General features: G+C 61.7%; 18 protein-coding genes. 1 reads left to right on the forward strand and 17 read right to left on the reverse strand.

Features of this window, described 5'->3' with window-relative positions; all coding sequences use genetic code 11:
* Window positions 1–57: 57 nt before the first annotated feature.
* From phnN to phnG, 15 genes are all read right to left on the reverse strand, one after another.
* Window positions 58–663, reverse strand: coding sequence for a phosphonate metabolism protein/1,5-bisphosphokinase (PRPP-forming) PhnN (gene phnN / locus FHX05_RS07990; RefSeq protein ID WP_183871232.1), 606 nt, complete (start codon window positions 661–663; stop codon window positions 58–60).
* Entirely contained in the window at window positions 660–1,799 is a 1,140-nt protein-coding gene (locus FHX05_RS07995) for an alpha-D-ribose 1-methylphosphonate 5-triphosphate diphosphatase (RefSeq protein ID WP_183871233.1), read from the reverse strand. The genes phnN and FHX05_RS07995 overlap by 4 nt, the downstream gene beginning before the upstream one ends.
* Before the next feature lie 15 nt (window positions 1,800–1,814).
* The gene (locus tag FHX05_RS08000) at window positions 1,815–2,501 is read right to left on the reverse strand and encodes a DUF1045 domain-containing protein (protein WP_112412807.1); all 687 of its coding nucleotides are present in this window, start codon (window positions 2,499–2,501) and stop codon (window positions 1,815–1,817) included.
* A 189-nt stretch (window positions 2,502–2,690) separates the two neighbouring features.
* Entirely contained in the window at window positions 2,691–4,037 is a 1,347-nt protein-coding gene (gene phnE / locus FHX05_RS08005; RefSeq protein ID WP_183871234.1) for a phosphonate ABC transporter, permease protein PhnE, read from the reverse strand.
* Window positions 4,038–4,045: 8 nt separating this feature from the next.
* Window positions 4,046–5,026 carry a phosphonate ABC transporter, permease protein PhnE gene (phnE, locus tag FHX05_RS08010; protein WP_183871235.1) on the reverse strand — a complete coding sequence of 327 codons (981 nt, stop codon included), beginning with the start codon at window positions 5,024–5,026 and terminating at the stop codon, window positions 4,046–4,048.
* Between the two features lie 66 nt (window positions 5,027–5,092).
* Window positions 5,093–6,004: a phosphonate ABC transporter substrate-binding protein gene (phnD, locus tag FHX05_RS08015; RefSeq protein ID WP_112610712.1), complete on the reverse strand. Its 912-nt coding sequence runs from the start codon at window positions 6,002–6,004 to the stop codon at window positions 5,093–5,095.
* Between the two features lie 95 nt (window positions 6,005–6,099).
* Window positions 6,100–6,954: a phosphonate ABC transporter ATP-binding protein gene (gene phnC, locus FHX05_RS08020; protein WP_132721042.1), complete on the reverse strand. Its 855-nt coding sequence runs from the start codon at window positions 6,952–6,954 to the stop codon at window positions 6,100–6,102.
* A gap of 224 nt (window positions 6,955–7,178) precedes the next feature.
* Window positions 7,179–7,733: a pyridoxamine 5'-phosphate oxidase family protein gene (locus FHX05_RS08025; protein ID WP_183871236.1), complete on the reverse strand. Its 555-nt coding sequence runs from the start codon at window positions 7,731–7,733 to the stop codon at window positions 7,179–7,181.
* Between the two features lie 91 nt (window positions 7,734–7,824).
* On the reverse strand, window positions 7,825–8,442 hold the full coding sequence (locus FHX05_RS08030) for a DapH/DapD/GlmU-related protein (protein ID WP_112610716.1): 618 nt from the start codon (window positions 8,440–8,442) through the stop codon (window positions 7,825–7,827).
* Entirely contained in the window at window positions 8,439–9,146 is a 708-nt protein-coding gene (phnL, locus tag FHX05_RS08035; RefSeq protein ID WP_183871237.1) for a phosphonate C-P lyase system protein PhnL, read from the reverse strand. The genes FHX05_RS08030 and phnL overlap by 4 nt, the downstream gene beginning before the upstream one ends.
* 9 nt (window positions 9,147–9,155) lie before the next feature.
* Entirely contained in the window at window positions 9,156–9,932 is a 777-nt protein-coding gene (gene phnK / locus FHX05_RS08040) for a phosphonate C-P lyase system protein PhnK (protein ID WP_069610919.1), read from the reverse strand.
* Window positions 9,929–10,810 carry an alpha-D-ribose 1-methylphosphonate 5-phosphate C-P-lyase PhnJ gene (locus FHX05_RS08045; RefSeq protein WP_015338362.1) on the reverse strand — a complete coding sequence of 294 codons (882 nt, stop codon included), beginning with the start codon at window positions 10,808–10,810 and terminating at the stop codon, window positions 9,929–9,931. Before FHX05_RS08045 ends, phnK begins: the two co-directional genes overlap by 4 nt.
* Window positions 10,807–11,916 carry a carbon-phosphorus lyase complex subunit PhnI gene (locus FHX05_RS08050; RefSeq protein WP_183871238.1) on the reverse strand — a complete coding sequence of 370 codons (1,110 nt, stop codon included), beginning with the start codon at window positions 11,914–11,916 and terminating at the stop codon, window positions 10,807–10,809. The genes FHX05_RS08045 and FHX05_RS08050 overlap by 4 nt, the downstream gene beginning before the upstream one ends.
* Window positions 11,917–11,919: 3 nt before the next feature.
* Complete coding sequence (gene phnH, locus FHX05_RS08055; RefSeq protein WP_183715571.1) at window positions 11,920–12,546, reverse strand: phosphonate C-P lyase system protein PhnH; 627 nt, start codon at window positions 12,544–12,546, stop codon at window positions 11,920–11,922.
* The gene (gene phnG / locus FHX05_RS08060) at window positions 12,546–13,022 is read right to left on the reverse strand and encodes a phosphonate C-P lyase system protein PhnG (RefSeq protein ID WP_183871239.1); all 477 of its coding nucleotides are present in this window, start codon (window positions 13,020–13,022) and stop codon (window positions 12,546–12,548) included. The genes phnH and phnG overlap by 1 nt, the downstream gene beginning before the upstream one ends.
* Before the next feature lie 101 nt (window positions 13,023–13,123).
* On the opposite strand from phnG, the gene phnF reads away from it, so the two are divergent.
* Window positions 13,124–13,858: a phosphonate metabolism transcriptional regulator PhnF gene (gene phnF, locus FHX05_RS08065; protein ID WP_183871240.1), complete on the forward strand. Its 735-nt coding sequence runs from the start codon at window positions 13,124–13,126 to the stop codon at window positions 13,856–13,858.
* 7 nt (window positions 13,859–13,865) lie between these two features.
* Here phnF and FHX05_RS08070 read toward each other — a convergent pair whose 3' ends face one another.
* Both FHX05_RS08070 and FHX05_RS08075 read right to left on the reverse strand, forming a co-directional pair.
* Complete coding sequence (locus tag FHX05_RS08070) at window positions 13,866–14,162, reverse strand: type II toxin-antitoxin system RelE/ParE family toxin (protein WP_112338481.1); 297 nt, start codon at window positions 14,160–14,162, stop codon at window positions 13,866–13,868.
* Complete coding sequence (locus FHX05_RS08075; protein WP_112338480.1) at window positions 14,159–14,449, reverse strand: hypothetical protein; 291 nt, start codon at window positions 14,447–14,449, stop codon at window positions 14,159–14,161. Before FHX05_RS08075 ends, FHX05_RS08070 begins: the two co-directional genes overlap by 4 nt.
* Between the last annotated feature and the right edge of the window lie 11 nt (window positions 14,450–14,460).

Consider the following 14,460-nt stretch of genomic DNA (forward strand, 5'->3'; position numbering starts at 1 on the left):
AAGTCGGTGAAATTGCTTTCTCGCCGCCAAGGGCGAGATTGGGCAGCTTAAATACTCTTATTTGCCGATCAGCATTTCCAGCACCGAAATAATGGCGCGCTCGGCCTCTTCGAGCGTGCCGCTATTGTCGATATCGGCGACGTCGTAGCTGCCCTCGACGGTCAGCGAGCTTCTTTCCAGCCGCTTCAGCACGTCTTCGCGGCTCTCGCGTCCGCGCGCCATCAACCGCGCGGCCAGCACTTCGCGTGTCGCCGTGATGTTGATGACCTTCAGACGTGGAAATGCGCTCTGGAAGTGATGCAGCGCCGAGCGTGAGCCATTGGCGATCACCAGATTGCCCTGTGCAAGCTCATCGAAGACGTCGGCCGGAATGCCGTATTTCAGGCCGTGCGCTTCCCAGGAGACGGCGAAGGCGCCGGCCTGTTCCATCGCATCGAAATCCGCTTCGGAAACGCTTCTGTGGTCCTCGTTACCAGCATCGCCGTCGCGCGTGATGACGCGGCGAACGAAGTGGACATCCGGTCGGCCGGCAAAATGCCGGGCGGCCAGATTCATCAGCGTATCCTTGCCGGCACCGCTCGGGCCGACGACGACGGCGAGCGTGCCCGCTGTCGCATCCGTCAGGCCGAGATTAGCCGGCTCGAGATTGGCGCTTGCGCTCATGCCACCCGGCGTCCTTCCCGCCAGACGGAACGCGTAACCGGAACGCCGTGATCGCGGCGAACGCGCACGAGATCCGCCCGCAGCCCTTCGGCAATGCGGCCGCGGTCGTTGAGGCTGACCGTCTTTGCCGGCGTCGCCGTCACCATGGCAATCGCCTGCGGCAGCGAAATACCCTCGACTTCGTCCGCGAGGATGAAGGGGGCGTGCAGCAGGCTAAGCGGCACGTAATCGGAGGAAAGTACATCGAGTACGCCGAGTTCGGCCAGATCGCGGGCGGCGATATTGCCCGAATGCGACTTGCCGCGCACGATATTGGGCGCGCCCATCAGCACGCTCATGCCGGCGCCGTGTGAGGCCTTGGCGGCATCGATGCTGGTCGGGAATTCGGCGAGGCGAACGCCGTAGTTGATGGCTTCGTCGACGTGGGCAAGCGTCGCGTCGTCGTGGCTGGCAACTGTTATGCCGCGTTCGGCGCAGACCTTGGAGATCGCGTCACGATGCGGCGTGGCATATTTCGCCGATTCTTCCTGGCGCTTGGCAACGAACTTGGCAAAGGCCTCGTCACTGAGCCCGCGCTTCTTCTGATAGTAGAAGACGTACTGATCCATCGTCTGGAACTGGCGCTGGCCCGGCGCATGGTCCATCAGCGAAACCAGGCGGACGTAAGGGTCCTTCTCGAAATCCTGGAAGTGGTCGAGCACGTTGTCGGAGGAGACTTCGCAGCGCAGATGAATCAGGTGATCGGCGCGCAGGCGGTCTTCGCGCTGAGCGGCTTGGATAGCATCGGCCATATCGCGCATCTCGCCCTTTTCGAAACCACCGTCTTCGTCCGAGCCCATGCGCAGGCAGTCGAATACCGTCGTGATGCCCGAGGTGACGATCTGCGCGTCATGCGCCTGGATCGCCGCCGTCTTGTTCCAGCGAACGCCCGGGCGAGGGGAATAATGTGCCTCCAGATGGTCGGTATGCAGCTCGACCAGACCGGGGATCAGATAATCGCCCTCGAAATCCTCGCCGATATCGGACTTGCCTTCGGAAATGCCGGCAATGCGACCGTCGCGGATCAGCACGGAACCTTCGACGATCTTGTCTTCGAGGACGATGCGGGCGTTGGAAAGGACGGTTTCTTTGATCATATCGGCTCTTTCATATTAGGCGCCGGCAAGCGGCAGCCAGGAACGGACGGTAAAGGGAGCGCCACGCTCTTCTTCGACGAAGACGGCGAGGCCGGAAATATCGAGCGGCTTGCCGGTATGTTCGGCGAAGCGATGGCGCAGAATTTCCTGTAGTTCGGGTTGACGCTCCGTGGGAACCCGACCGGTCAGCGTCATGTGGAAACGGAACTCGTCATTGACATAAGGATAGCCCCAGCGCAGCAGATTGGCGCGCTGCGGCTCCGTCAAGCCTTCCGGCTTGCGCCTCGCGATGTCATGGTCCGAAAGCGGTGCGCGTAAAGGCTCGAAGGTTTTTACGACGCGCGAGGCGAAATCTTGTAACGGTTCGTAAACGGTGCTGGGCACGAGCGCGAAGAAATGGCCGAGCTGGCCAAGCACAAGCTCCGGAATGGTGAAAGCCTTGGTCTGCGAGGCGAATTCGGCGGCGACATCGAGGAGATCTCGCTCGGTCACCGAAGCGGCTAGCTCGAACGGCGCCTTCAGCGTGGCATGGAAGCCGTAGCGGCGCGGATCGGCCGTCAGTTCGGCATGACCTTCCGGCAGCGGCGCCATGGCCTTGTCGGAAAAAATCTCATTCGAAAATGCATCACGACCCAGCCAGCGGGCGGCAAGCGATGTCAACGGATCTTCTTTGGGCGGCGTGAAATAGAGAGCATAGCGCAAGGCTGCATTCCTTGGAAAAATCGGCTGCGCGGGACACTGTTGGGTGATTTGCGACAAACCGCAAGAGCAGCAAGGCAGCAACGGTCCGAATCCGGCTAAAGCCAGCTTGACCGCTGCGGTCTTGCCAGCCTGCGCTACCGGATTCCCGTGACAGAATGATGATGCGTAACGATTTTTTCCCGATCTTTTTTATTTCGCTCGCGCACCCATCAGCCGCGAACGCAAGGCGTTGGATGCAGCATCGAACAGGAAGACGACGATCAGGATCAACAGCACCATATAGGCGACGTTTTCCCAGTTCGCGTTGGTGCGCATCGCTTCCCAAAGTTTGAGCCCGATACCGCCCGCGCCGACGGCGCCGATGATGGTCGCGCCGCGCACGTTCGACTCCCACTGGTAGAGCGTCTGGCTGACGATGACTGGAACGATCTGCGGCATGATCCCGTAGCGATGCACGAGAATGGTCGGCGAGCCGGTGGATTTCACGCCCTCGCGCGGGTTGTTGTCGATATTCTCCAGGCCTTCGGAATAGAGCTTGCCGAGCGTACCCGTCTCGGTGAGGAAGATCGCGCCGCTACCGGCGAGCGGGCCGGGGCCGAAGGCGCGGGTCAGGAATAGCGCCCAGATCAGCATGTCCACCGAACGCAGGAAGTCGAAGAGGCGTTTCAGTATCTGGTTGAGCAGCCGGTTCGGCGTGATGTTGCGAGCCGCCAGGAAGGCGAGCGGAAAGGCTACGAGCGAACCGAGGAGTGTTCCGAGGAACGCCATGACGATGGTCTGGAACAGCTTGGTCCAGACGTCGCCATGCTGCCACGCGCCATTGTTCCAGATATTGTCGAAGGCCAGTGAGAGGTTGGACTGGGCAGGGTCCAGCCGCGGCCCCGAAACGATGAGGCTGATGACTTCGCTCGCCGGCTTGTCGAAGAAGGGCGAATGCGTGTCGAACACGAAGTTGGCCCAGCCAAGAAAGCGCTTGCGGATCTTCACGCGATCAGTGGAAATGCTGGCATCGCCGGCAAAGCCGAGATTGACCAGGATGTTGTCGTCATAGACGGTCATCCAGCTGGGTACGGGCTCGGAGCCGATGATCTTCGGCGCATCGCCGGCGATATCGATCGGGATCGTAATGCCGTGCGCAGTCACGATAGCCTGCGTTTTGGTTACGGTTACCGTGCGGCTCGTGCCGCTGACGGAAACGGTCATGCTGCCATCGGGGTTGGTCTTGACCCAGTCAGGATGCGGATTGTCGCCCAAAGGCGAAAAGCGCGGATACTTAATGGTGATCTTGTCGCCGGAGATGCGGAATTCCGGCTGCACGTCATAGCTCACCCATTCGCTAAGATAGATCCCGACGCGCTCCCAATGTGCTTCCGAAATGACTTTCGGCAGATCGAAGAACCACACGGCATAAATGCCGTAGAGGACGACGCCGATGAAGATTATCAGCGCGCCGAAGCGCTGGCGGAGGGACCGGTGAAGGATCTCCGGATAGCGCGCTTCGATTTCCTGCATACGGCCGGCGTCGATGACGGACATGGTCAACCTCAATGCTGCAAAAGGAAGGCATGCTCGCCGACGAGACGGCGGCGGAGCCATGCGGAAAACTGGTCGACGGCGATGATCGTCAGGAAGAGAAGCAACACCAGCGCCAATGTCTTGGCGCCGAAACCGCGTGAAATCGCAAGTTTGAGCTCCTCGCCGATGCCGCCGCCGCCGACAGCACCAATGATGGTGGAGGCGCGAACATTGATCTCCAGACGCAGCAGCGCGTAGGACATGAAGTTCGGCAGCACTTGCGGCAGGGCGGCGAAGCGCACGCGCTCGCTCCAGCTCGCGCCGACGGCGCGCATGCCCTCATCCGGTTTCATGTCGATGTTCTCGACCACTTCGTAGAAGAGCTTGCCGAGCGCGCCGATCGTATGCAGGCCGACGGCGATGATGGCGGCGATCGGACCGATCGACAGGATCGCCGAAAACAAGCCGGCGATGACGATCTCGGGAAAAGCCCGCAGAAGTTCCATGATACGCTTGGTCACCAGACGAATCGGATTGGATGGCGACATGTTGCGGGCGGCGAAGAAGCTCAAAGGCACGGCGAAGACGACGCCGATGATGGTCGATACCAGCGCTACGTTGATCGTGATGATCATCAGCTCGAAATATTCAGGGATATAGAAATTGCCCCAGACATAGACGCGACCGAGCGGGAAATTGAACTCCTCACCGCCGGCACCATTGGCCCCGTTCGGGCTCGGCAGGTCGAAGAGCGCGCGATAGACGTCGGACCAGTCCTTCGGAATGAGCCAGCTCAGGAAATCGAAGAGATGCGGCAGGCGGTCGAAGAAATGGCCGGCGTTGTTTTCGTCGGCGAAGCGCACGGAGCTGACGAAGGCGACGAGCAGGATCACGAGGCCGATGCCGGTGTAGAGGCGGCGCTTGGCCACCATCTTGCTCCAGGCGTCGCCGATCTCCTTGGCGCTCTGTGGCGCGCTCTGCATGTTCGGGTGCGTATCGGCGATCGTCATGAAGTCAAGCCTCTGTGAATAGCAAAAGGGCGGCCGTTGCCGGCCGCCCAATTATCGGGATGCGGATCAGCCGCCGATGGCAGCCTTGCGAACGTCGATGACGGCGTTGTAGAAGTCCGGGGTAACCTTGACGTAGCCCTTGAAGTCGCCGCCTTCGATGGCGTTGAAGCACTTGGCGTCGGCCGTCGGGAGCTTCATGAAGAAGTCGGTCAGCTTCGCCTGCCATTCGGTGCCGAGAGCGTTGCGAACGACGAGCGGGCCGTTCGGGATCAGCGGCGAACGCCATACTTCGACGAGCTTGTTCGGATCTACGGCGCCCTTGTCGACTTCCTTGCGGAAGGTGCCGGAGGTGAAGCCGTCCTTGAAATCGCCAACGCCCGAGGAATCGTCGACAGCGACGTCGACCTTGCCGTCATAGGCGGCGAGCAGGTTGTTTTCATGGCCGCCGTTGAACTGGGTCGAGCCGAAGAACTTGTCGTTCGGCACGCCGGTGGTCTTCGGAATCTGCGTGAGGGGAACGAGGTAGCCCGAGGTGGAGTCCGGGTCGGCGTAGCCGAGCTTCTTGCCCTTGGCGTCCATGATCGTCTTGATGCCGGAAGACTTGAGGGCGAGGCCGATCGAGTAGTAGCCGGTAGAGCCGTCGGTCTGCTGCGTGGTCAGGATCGGGGTAACGGCCTTCGGGTCCTTGATGGCGACGGCTGCGTAGCCGGAAGCGCCGAGTTCGGCGAAGTCGAGCGTGCCGCCGAGCAGGCCCTGGATAACGCCGTTATAGTCGGCGGCCGGGAACAGCGAAACCTTCTCGAAACCGAATTCCTTCTTCAGGTGGTCGGAAAGGCAGGCGTAGTTGCGCAGGCGGTCGGCTTCGTTTTCGCCGCCGAGAATGCCGATGCGGAATTCCTTGAGGTCTGCTGCGTTGGCAGCAGCGCCGACTGCGAGCGCAACGAGCGCCGTAGCGGCAAAGAGTGCTTTCTTCAACATGGGTTCGTCTCCTGATTAACCGGTGTCCCCGGATGTCTTCGGTCTGATAGAAGAAATGCGCCCTTGACGCGGGCCTTCGATCCCGGCCGTCCCTCTCAGAGACCGGCCAGTGCCAGCGGTTGCGGGCCGGCAGATTCAGTCGCCGCGGCTTGCGCGGCCGGATCGGCGATGTTGATGGATGTCGATGTCATGGTCTCATCGATGCCGGCGCCGTCCTTATCGGTGCCGTAGATTTCCTTGACGGCGGCTGCCGTCAGATCGGTCGGCTTGCCGTCGAACACGACCTTGCCGCCTGCCATGCCGACGATGCGTTCGCAGTAATTGCGCGCCGTATCCAGCGTATGCAGGTTTGTGATGACGGTGATGCCTTCACGCTCGTTGATATCCCGCAGCGCATCCATGACGATCTTGGCATTCAGTGGATCGAGCGAGGCGATTGGCTCGTCGGCCAGCATCATCTTCGGCTGCTGCATCAGGGCACGGGCGATGGCGACGCGTTGCTGCTGGCCGCCCGAAAGCGTGCCGGCCATCTGCAGGGCCGTCTGCTCGATGCCGAGACGCTCAAGTGCCGCGATGGCTTCAATGCGTTCCTCACGGGAAAAGACGGACAGCAGGCTCAGTACCGTCGAACGCTGGTTCAGCCGGCCGAGCATGACGTTGGTGAGCACGTCGAGGCGCGGCACGAGGTTGAACTGCTGGAAGATCATGGCGCAATCGCGCTGCCAGCTGCGCAACGCGCGGCCGCTGAGCTTCGAGACCTCGGTGCCGGCGAAATGAATGGAACCGGAACTCGGATCGGCGAGGCGATTGATCATGCGCAGCAGGGTAGACTTGCCGGCGCCGGAACGGCCGATGACGCCGACCATCTGTCCTTGCGGTATGTCCAAAGTCACGGAATCGACAGCGAGCTTGTTTCCAAACCGGCGCGAGACATTCCTGAGTTCGAACATAGTGCTTCCCTTTCGCGGCTGCCGGGCTGCAGAAATTTCAGCGGTACCGGTGCTAAGAATGGGCGCATGCCCCTGCCTCGAAGGGAGTTTCGACGGGGTCGGCGCCAATCACAAGGCAACCGATTAGTCCCGCTTCATGAAGCTCCGATGTCAGTTTTATGTAACTGCTGTTACAATTCCCGTCGTTTTTGCAAGATTAGCCGGCTGAGGGCTTTCCGCTAAGTTTAGCCGTCAAACATGCCTGTCGGCAGGCCGTCGATGCTGAAGCTATTCTTCTCGCGCCGATATTCTTCAATGCCATCAGGACCCTTGGCTTTGGCCCACTGGTCGAGGCTCGGCCTCTCGCCCTCATAGGAAAACAGCGGTACGCCGAAGCCGCAGGAGGTCAGCACGAGATCGAAGTCCAGCCATACGATCTGCCGTGCGCCGAGCGGCTCTTCGCCCGCATAGTGATCGTGCAGCAATTCCCGATATTCGGGCGTCGATCGATGGATGATCCGCCCGCGGCCGTAGAGACGCAGGATCATCGGCGGCCCTTCGACGGCGCAGAACATGATCGTCAGCCGCCCGTCGGCCTTCATGTGGGCCGATGTCTCGTTGCCGCTGCCGGTGCGGTCGAGATAAATGGCGGTATTCGGGGAGATGATGCGCAGGCATAACGTTTCGCGCGGCGAAACATTGACCCGGGATTCCGATGTCGCGGACGCCGTGAAGAAGATATGCTGCCGCGCGATGAAATCGCGCAGCCGGTCGTCAACGCTGGAAAATTGCTTTGCCATTAAGAGGCCTCCTTAATTCGGGCTAGACAGATCGCCTGAGGCTGAAGCGGCCGCCGGTCTCGTGCAAGCCCGGCTTGGGCGGAAAGCGTCCTTAGGCGGCGTAGCGATCCAGAAATTCCTCCGCCGAAAGGGCGCGAAAATCCGCAAGCGCCGTACGCAGGCGATCGTGATCCCAATCCCACCATGAGAGCTTGTCCATGCGCGCGCCGACCTCGGGCGTGAAACGCTCGCGAATAAGCTTGGCCGGCACACCGCCGACGATGGTGTAGGGCGCGACGTCCTTGGAAACGACGGCACCGGCGCCGATGACGGCACCATTGCCGACAGTCACGCCGGGCAGCACGGTCGCGCCGTGGCCAATCCAGACATCGTGACCGATGACAACGCGGTTGTCGCGCCGCCAGGTGAAGAAATCCGTCTCCATATCGGCATCCGGCCAGTAGTCGGCGGCGCGGTAGGTGAAATGGTGCAGCGTGGCGCGCCATGTCGGATGATTGGTAGCGTTGATGCGCACGGCGGCGGCAATGTTGACGAACTTGCCGATCGTCGCGCACCAGACCGCGCCATCCTGCATGATGTAGGAATAGTCGCCGATCTCGGCTTCATCGATACGGCAGCGGTCGGAGACCTCGGTATAGCGGCCGAGCGTCGAATTATTGACGCTCGCCGAAGGGCTGATGAAGGGCGTCTCGCCCAGTTGGCGGCTCATGCGGCGGCCTTCCGCGGCGAGAACTGCGAGACGTCGAGAATGCGGCTGCCGACGGCCTCGCGCACTTCTTCGTCATGGAAGATGCCGAGAAGGGCAACGCCGGCTCCCTTCTTCTGCTCGATCATGTCAACGACGACGGCCCGGTTGCGGGCATCGAGCGACGCCGTCGGCTCGTCCAGCAGCAGGATGGCGTGGTCGGTAATGAAGCCGCGGGCGATGTTGACGCGCTGCTGTTCGCCGCCCGAGAAAGTGGCGGGCGGCAGCTGCCAGAGTTCTTCGGGCAGGTTCAGCTGTGCCAGCAGCTCGGCCGCCCTAGCCCTGGCCTCGTCCACGGTCACGCCGCGCGCCAGCAACGGCTCGGCAACGACATCGATGGCGGCGACGCGCGGCACCGTGCGCAGGAACTGGCTGACATAGCCCATGGTCTGGCGACGGACCTCAAGCACAGTGCGCGGGTCGGCGGTTGCAAGATCGACGATCCTGTCCCGGTGAGTGACAAGGATCTGGCCGCTATCAACGGCATAATTGCCGTAGATCATCTTCAGCAGTGAGCTCTTGCCGATGCCGGACGGGCCGCCGAGCACGACGCATTCGCCTGATGCGACGGAGAAGGAGACATCGGCGACGACGGGCAGACGAATGCCGTCGCGCAGATGCATGGTGAAGCTTTTGAAGACTTCGGAAACGACGAGTGGGGTTGCCATGTTTGTTCCTCAGACCTGCAGGATCGAAGAGACCAGCAGTTGCGTATAGGGTTCGCGCGGATCGTCGAGCACCCGGTCGGTTAGACCGTGTTCGATCACCTGTCCGTCCTTCATCACCATCATGCGATGCGACAGGAGGCGGGCGACCGCGAGATCGTGCGTGACGATGATGGCCGAAAGGCCGAGATCGTTGACGAGGCCACGCACCAGATCGAGCAGGCGGGCCTGCACGGACACGTCGAGGCCGCCGGTCGGCTCATCCATGAAGACGAGGCGGGGGCCGGTCACGAGGTTGCGGGCGATCTGCAGGCGCTGGCGCATGCCGCCGGAGAAGGCGCGCGGCTGGTCGTCGATGCGGTCGGCGTCGATTTCGACCCGCTCCAGCCAGTCGATGGCAGTGTTGCGGATGTTGCCGTAGTGGCGGTTGCCGATCGCCATGAGCCGCTCGCCGACATTGGCGCCGGCCGAAACCGTCATGCGCAGGCCGTCGGCAGGGTTCTGGTGCACGAAGCCCCAGTCAGTGCGCATCAGGAAGCGGCGCTCGGCCTCGTTCATGCGGAACAGGTCGCGATAGGTCTCGTCGCGCATGTGGTATTCGACGCTGCCCGTCGTCGGCAGCAGCCGTGTCGAGATGCAGTTGAGCAGCGTCGTCTTGCCGGAGCCGGATTCGCCGACGATGGCGAGCACTTCGCCGGGCCAGAGCTCGAAGGACACGTCGCGGCAACCGATGCGGCTACCATAAAATTTCGAGATGTCCTTAACCTTCAGAAGGGGTAAGTCACTCATTCGGCAGCCTCCTGGTTGGGTGCCAGCATCGAGCCGATATGGCCGTGGGCGCGACGGTCTTCGCAGAAATCGGTGTCGGAGCAGACGAACATGCGTCCGCCCTTGTCGTCGAGGATCACCTCGTCAAGATAGACCTGCTCGGCCCCGCAAAGCGCGCAGGGCTTGTCGAAGCGCTGTACTTCGAAGGGATGATCCTCGAAATCCAGGCTGACGACTTCGGTGTAGGGCGGCACGGCATAGATGCGCTTTTCGCGGCCGGCGCCGAACAGCTGCAGCGCGTCCGACAGATGCATTTTCGGATTGTCGAATTTCGGCGTCGGCGATGGGTCCATGACGTAGCGGCCGGCGACCTTGACCGGATAGGCGTAGGTCGTGGCGATGCGGCCGTTGCGGGCGATATCCTCGTAGAGCTTCACATGCATGAGGCCGTATTCCTCAAGCGCATGCATCTTACGCGTCTCGGTCTCGCGGGGCTCGAGGAAGCGCAACGGCTCCGGGATCGGTACCTGGTAGACGAGCACCTGGTTAGGCCCCAGCTTGGCCTCCGGGATGCGGTGGCGCGTCTGGATGATGGTCGCCTCGTCCGTGCGGGTGGTGACGGCGACATTGGCGACCTTCTGGAAGAAGGCGCGGATGGAGACGGCATTGGTCGTGTCGTCGGCACCCTGGTCGATGACCTTCAGCACGTCCTGCGGACCGATGATCGCTGCCGTCAGCTGCACGCCGCCGGTGCCCCAGCCGTAGGGCATCGGCATTTCGCGCGAGGCGAAGGGCACCTGATAGCCGGGAATGGCGATCGCCTTCAGGATGGCGCGACGGATCATCCGCTTGGTCTGCTCGTCGAGATAGGCGAAATTGTAGGTGGCGAGTTCGGTCATTCGGCTGCCTCCGTCATGGGGTCCATGCCGCTTTCGCGAGCGGCCTCGAAGTCGCGGCGCATGCGCCGCACCAGGTCGAGTTCGGCCTGGAAGTCGACATAGTGCGGCAGCTTCAGATGTTCGACGAAGCCGGTCGCCTGCACGTTGTCGGAGTGGGAAATGACGAATTCCTCGTCCTGAGCCGGCGCAACGATGTCTTCGCCGAGTTCCTCGGCGCGCAGTGCGCGGTCGACCAGCGACATGGCCATGGCCTTGCGCTCGCTCTGGCCGAAGACCAAGCCGTAGCCGCGGGTGAACTGCGGCGGCGCCTTGGCCGAGCCCTTGAACTGGTTGACCATCTGGCATTCGGTCACCTGGATGCGGCCGAGCGAGACGGCGAAGCCGAGTTCCGGTACGTCGAATTCGACCTCCACTTCGCCGATGCGGATTTCGCCGGTGAAGGGGTGGGTGCGGCCGTAACCGCGCTGCGTCGAATAGCCGAGCGCCAGCAGAAAGCCTTCATCGCCGCGGGCCAGCGCCTGCAGGCGAAGATCGCGGGTCATCGGAAATTCCAGTGGTTCGCGCGTGAGGTCGCCGATCTCGTGGTCGACGGGCATGGCGCCGTCGCCTTCGATCAGCCCTTCCTGATCGAGGATTTCGGAAACACGCATGACGCGGCCGTCTTCGGCCGGGCGCTGCATCGGCTCGTCGACAGGTTCGTCGGTCAAAAGGCTCGGGTCGAGCAGGCGGTGCGTATAGTCGAAGGTCGGGCCGAGAAGCTGGCCGCCGGGCAAGTCCTTGTAGGTCGCGGAGATGCGGCGCTCGATCTTCATTGCTGCCGTGTCGAGCGGCTGGGAGTAGCCAAAGCGCGGCAGCGTCGTGCGGTAGGCTCTGAGCAGGAAGATCGCCTCGATCATGTCGCCGCGGGCCTGGCGAACGGCAAGTGCGGCCAGCGTACGGTCATAGAGCGAGGCCTCGGCCATGACGCGGTCAACGGCGAGCGCTAGCTGCGCCACGATCTGGTCGATGCCAATGGCCGGCAGCGAGCGGTCGCCGCGGCGGCGGTCGGCCAGCAGCCGGTGCGCATTGGCAATAGCGGCTTCACCGCCCTTTACAGCAACATACATACGTCACATCTCCGTCGCGATGATCTTGGTGGTGCGCGGCAGGCAGAGGAATTGCCGGCCCGCCGTCAGGATGAGGTCGACGCCGCGCGGGAAGAGGGCGCGATTGTCGTTCCAGATGCGCAGCAGCGCATCCGGCAGGCCGATCGGTGCGATCATGGTGATATCCTTGATGCCCGGACCCGTCAGCGCCAGTTCCTTGCCGCCTTCGAGGCTTTCGATCTCAAGCACGATCGTCGTCGAGCGATCGGGATACTCCTGGGTGCCGATGCCGAACTGGCTGAGGGAGGAAAGCGCCATACCAGCTTCAAGAAAGGCAAAATGTGCCTCCAGCCGCTCGGATATGATGGGTGCGCCGGTATGGAACGCCAACCAATCCGGCAGGCTGGATCGCGCAAGACTATTGGACAGCCAGACCGGCGTATCGTGATCGCAAAGGGTCAGGCCGATGGCGCCGGCAGCGATGCCGAGCGGAGCCGGCGGCGCAATGTCGGCGGTAATGGTCTGCAGGGTGCCCGGGCGCGCCATGGCGTCCATCGTCATCTTGAAGACACTCTGTGCGTCGAAAACCGGATCGGTGAAACCGCCGGTCAGGGCCTCATTGCCGAAGGTTGGCGTGCTGGAAAGGCTCATCAATCTTCTCCGCGAACCATGGTGAAGAAATCAACGCGGGTCGCCGCCGTCTCTTCCGCGCGCTTGCGATCATAGTTTTCGATACGATCGGTCACGGGCTGCAGGATCGCCTTTTCGACGAACTCTTTCGTAGCCGATTGCTGCCAGAGTGCATCGAAGATGGCCGAAAGCCGGGCCTTTTCCCGATCTGTGCCGAGCGCATGCGCATGGCCGATCGTGTTGGATGCCAGCCGGACGGTAGCGCGTGTCACCGTGACTTCGCCGAGATTGAACGGAGAGCCGCCACCACCGATGCGGCCGCGCACCATGACGAGCCCGGTCTCGGGGCCGCGCACCGGTTGGACTGTCGGCTTGCTCGGCAATGCTTCCCAGGCCGCCTCTAGCTCGTCGCGTTCTGCCTGCGCCAAGAGATCGGCGACGCGCTTGCGTTCACGACGCTCCTGTGCGGCCGCTTCCTGCCTTTGTGCTGAATTCATCGCGCTTTCCTTTAAATGTCTATTGATATAGACAACCATACAAGATATGTTTATATCTATTAGCGAGTCGTGACAAGCGTGTGACAGGGCGAGTGGGCGAAATGGCAGGGCAGAAGATACAGAGGCAGACGGGCGTGGCGCTCTGGCGGCAGATTGCCGACCGCATTCGCACCTCTATTAATCACGGCGACTTCGACGAGACGGGCATGGTGCCGCCAGAAACGGCGCTGGCGCTGCAGTTCGGCGTTAACAGGCACACGATCAGAAGCGCGCTGGCAGCACTCGCCCAGGAAGGCATCGTCAGGGCCGTGCAGGGACGCGGGACGCTGATCGAGCGCAAGGAGCGGCTGAGTTTTCCGATTTCGAGACGTACGCGATTTTCGCAAGGGATCGGCGATCAGGTGCGCGAAACCCGCAGCGTCTTGCTTGCATCCGGCGAAGAGGCCGCCAGCACTGAATTGGCCAAACAGCTCAAGGTCAGGACGGGAACGCCGTTGATAAGGCTCGAGACGCTGGGTCAGGCGGACCATCGGCCTGTATCGCGCGCCACCAGCTGGTTTCCGGCGGATCGTTTCGGCAATATCGCGGAGGTCTATCGGACAACCGGTTCGATCACCAAGGCATTCAAGGAGCTTGGCGTGCCCGATTACGTCCGCGTCGTCACCGAGATTACCGCGACACATGCCGACGACGGCGATCTTGCCGATCTACAGCTATCCCCGGGCGCCATTGTTCTTGTCACTCAGGCGCTGAATGCGGATCTCGATAATATCCCTGTGCAATATTCGATTTCCCGTTTCGCCGCCGACAGGGTGCGTTTTACGATTGAGAATTAAGGCCGAGCTACGAAGTCGGCTGAAAATCGTTCGGCGGCCATTGCTGTGCGGCATGCAGGATGCGAATTATGCGCACCGTCTCGCCGGCGACGTCATAAACCAGCAAATAGTTTCGGTGTACGACGAGTTCTCGCGTCCCGGACACGCGGCCGGATCGGCCCGTCATTGGATGGGTGATGAGCTGTTTCGACCGTTTGGCGAAGAGCTTGTCCAGCGCGATTGCCGCGGAGGCATTCTCGGCCTCGATGTAAATATAGATGGCGCGTCGATCAGCTCTTGCTTCGGGAGTCCAGGCAAGTTTCACGAAGAACGCCCGCTGAGTTTGCGGCGTGTTTCTTCTCGTAACGCAGCGAATTCAGCGTCTATGTTGTCGTCAGGAATGAGATTGCCGGCGTTGGCTGAAGCAAGACCGGCCTGCACCTGCTGGCGAAACCACATGTCATAGTCAGCGGCATCCTGCTGGCGCTGTACATAATCGCGCATGAAAGCCCGGAGCAACTGCGCACCGGTTTGATCATGCGCTTTCGCAGCCTCGCTGAAAGCCGCCTTCAACTCTTCTTCAACTCGGAAGGTAAATGTCGCGTCGCTCATGTCGGCCCATG

The organism is Rhizobium sp. BK491 (genome assembly GCF_014194925.1).
In the GTDB taxonomy this organism is placed as follows: domain Bacteria; phylum Pseudomonadota; class Alphaproteobacteria; order Rhizobiales; family Rhizobiaceae; genus Rhizobium.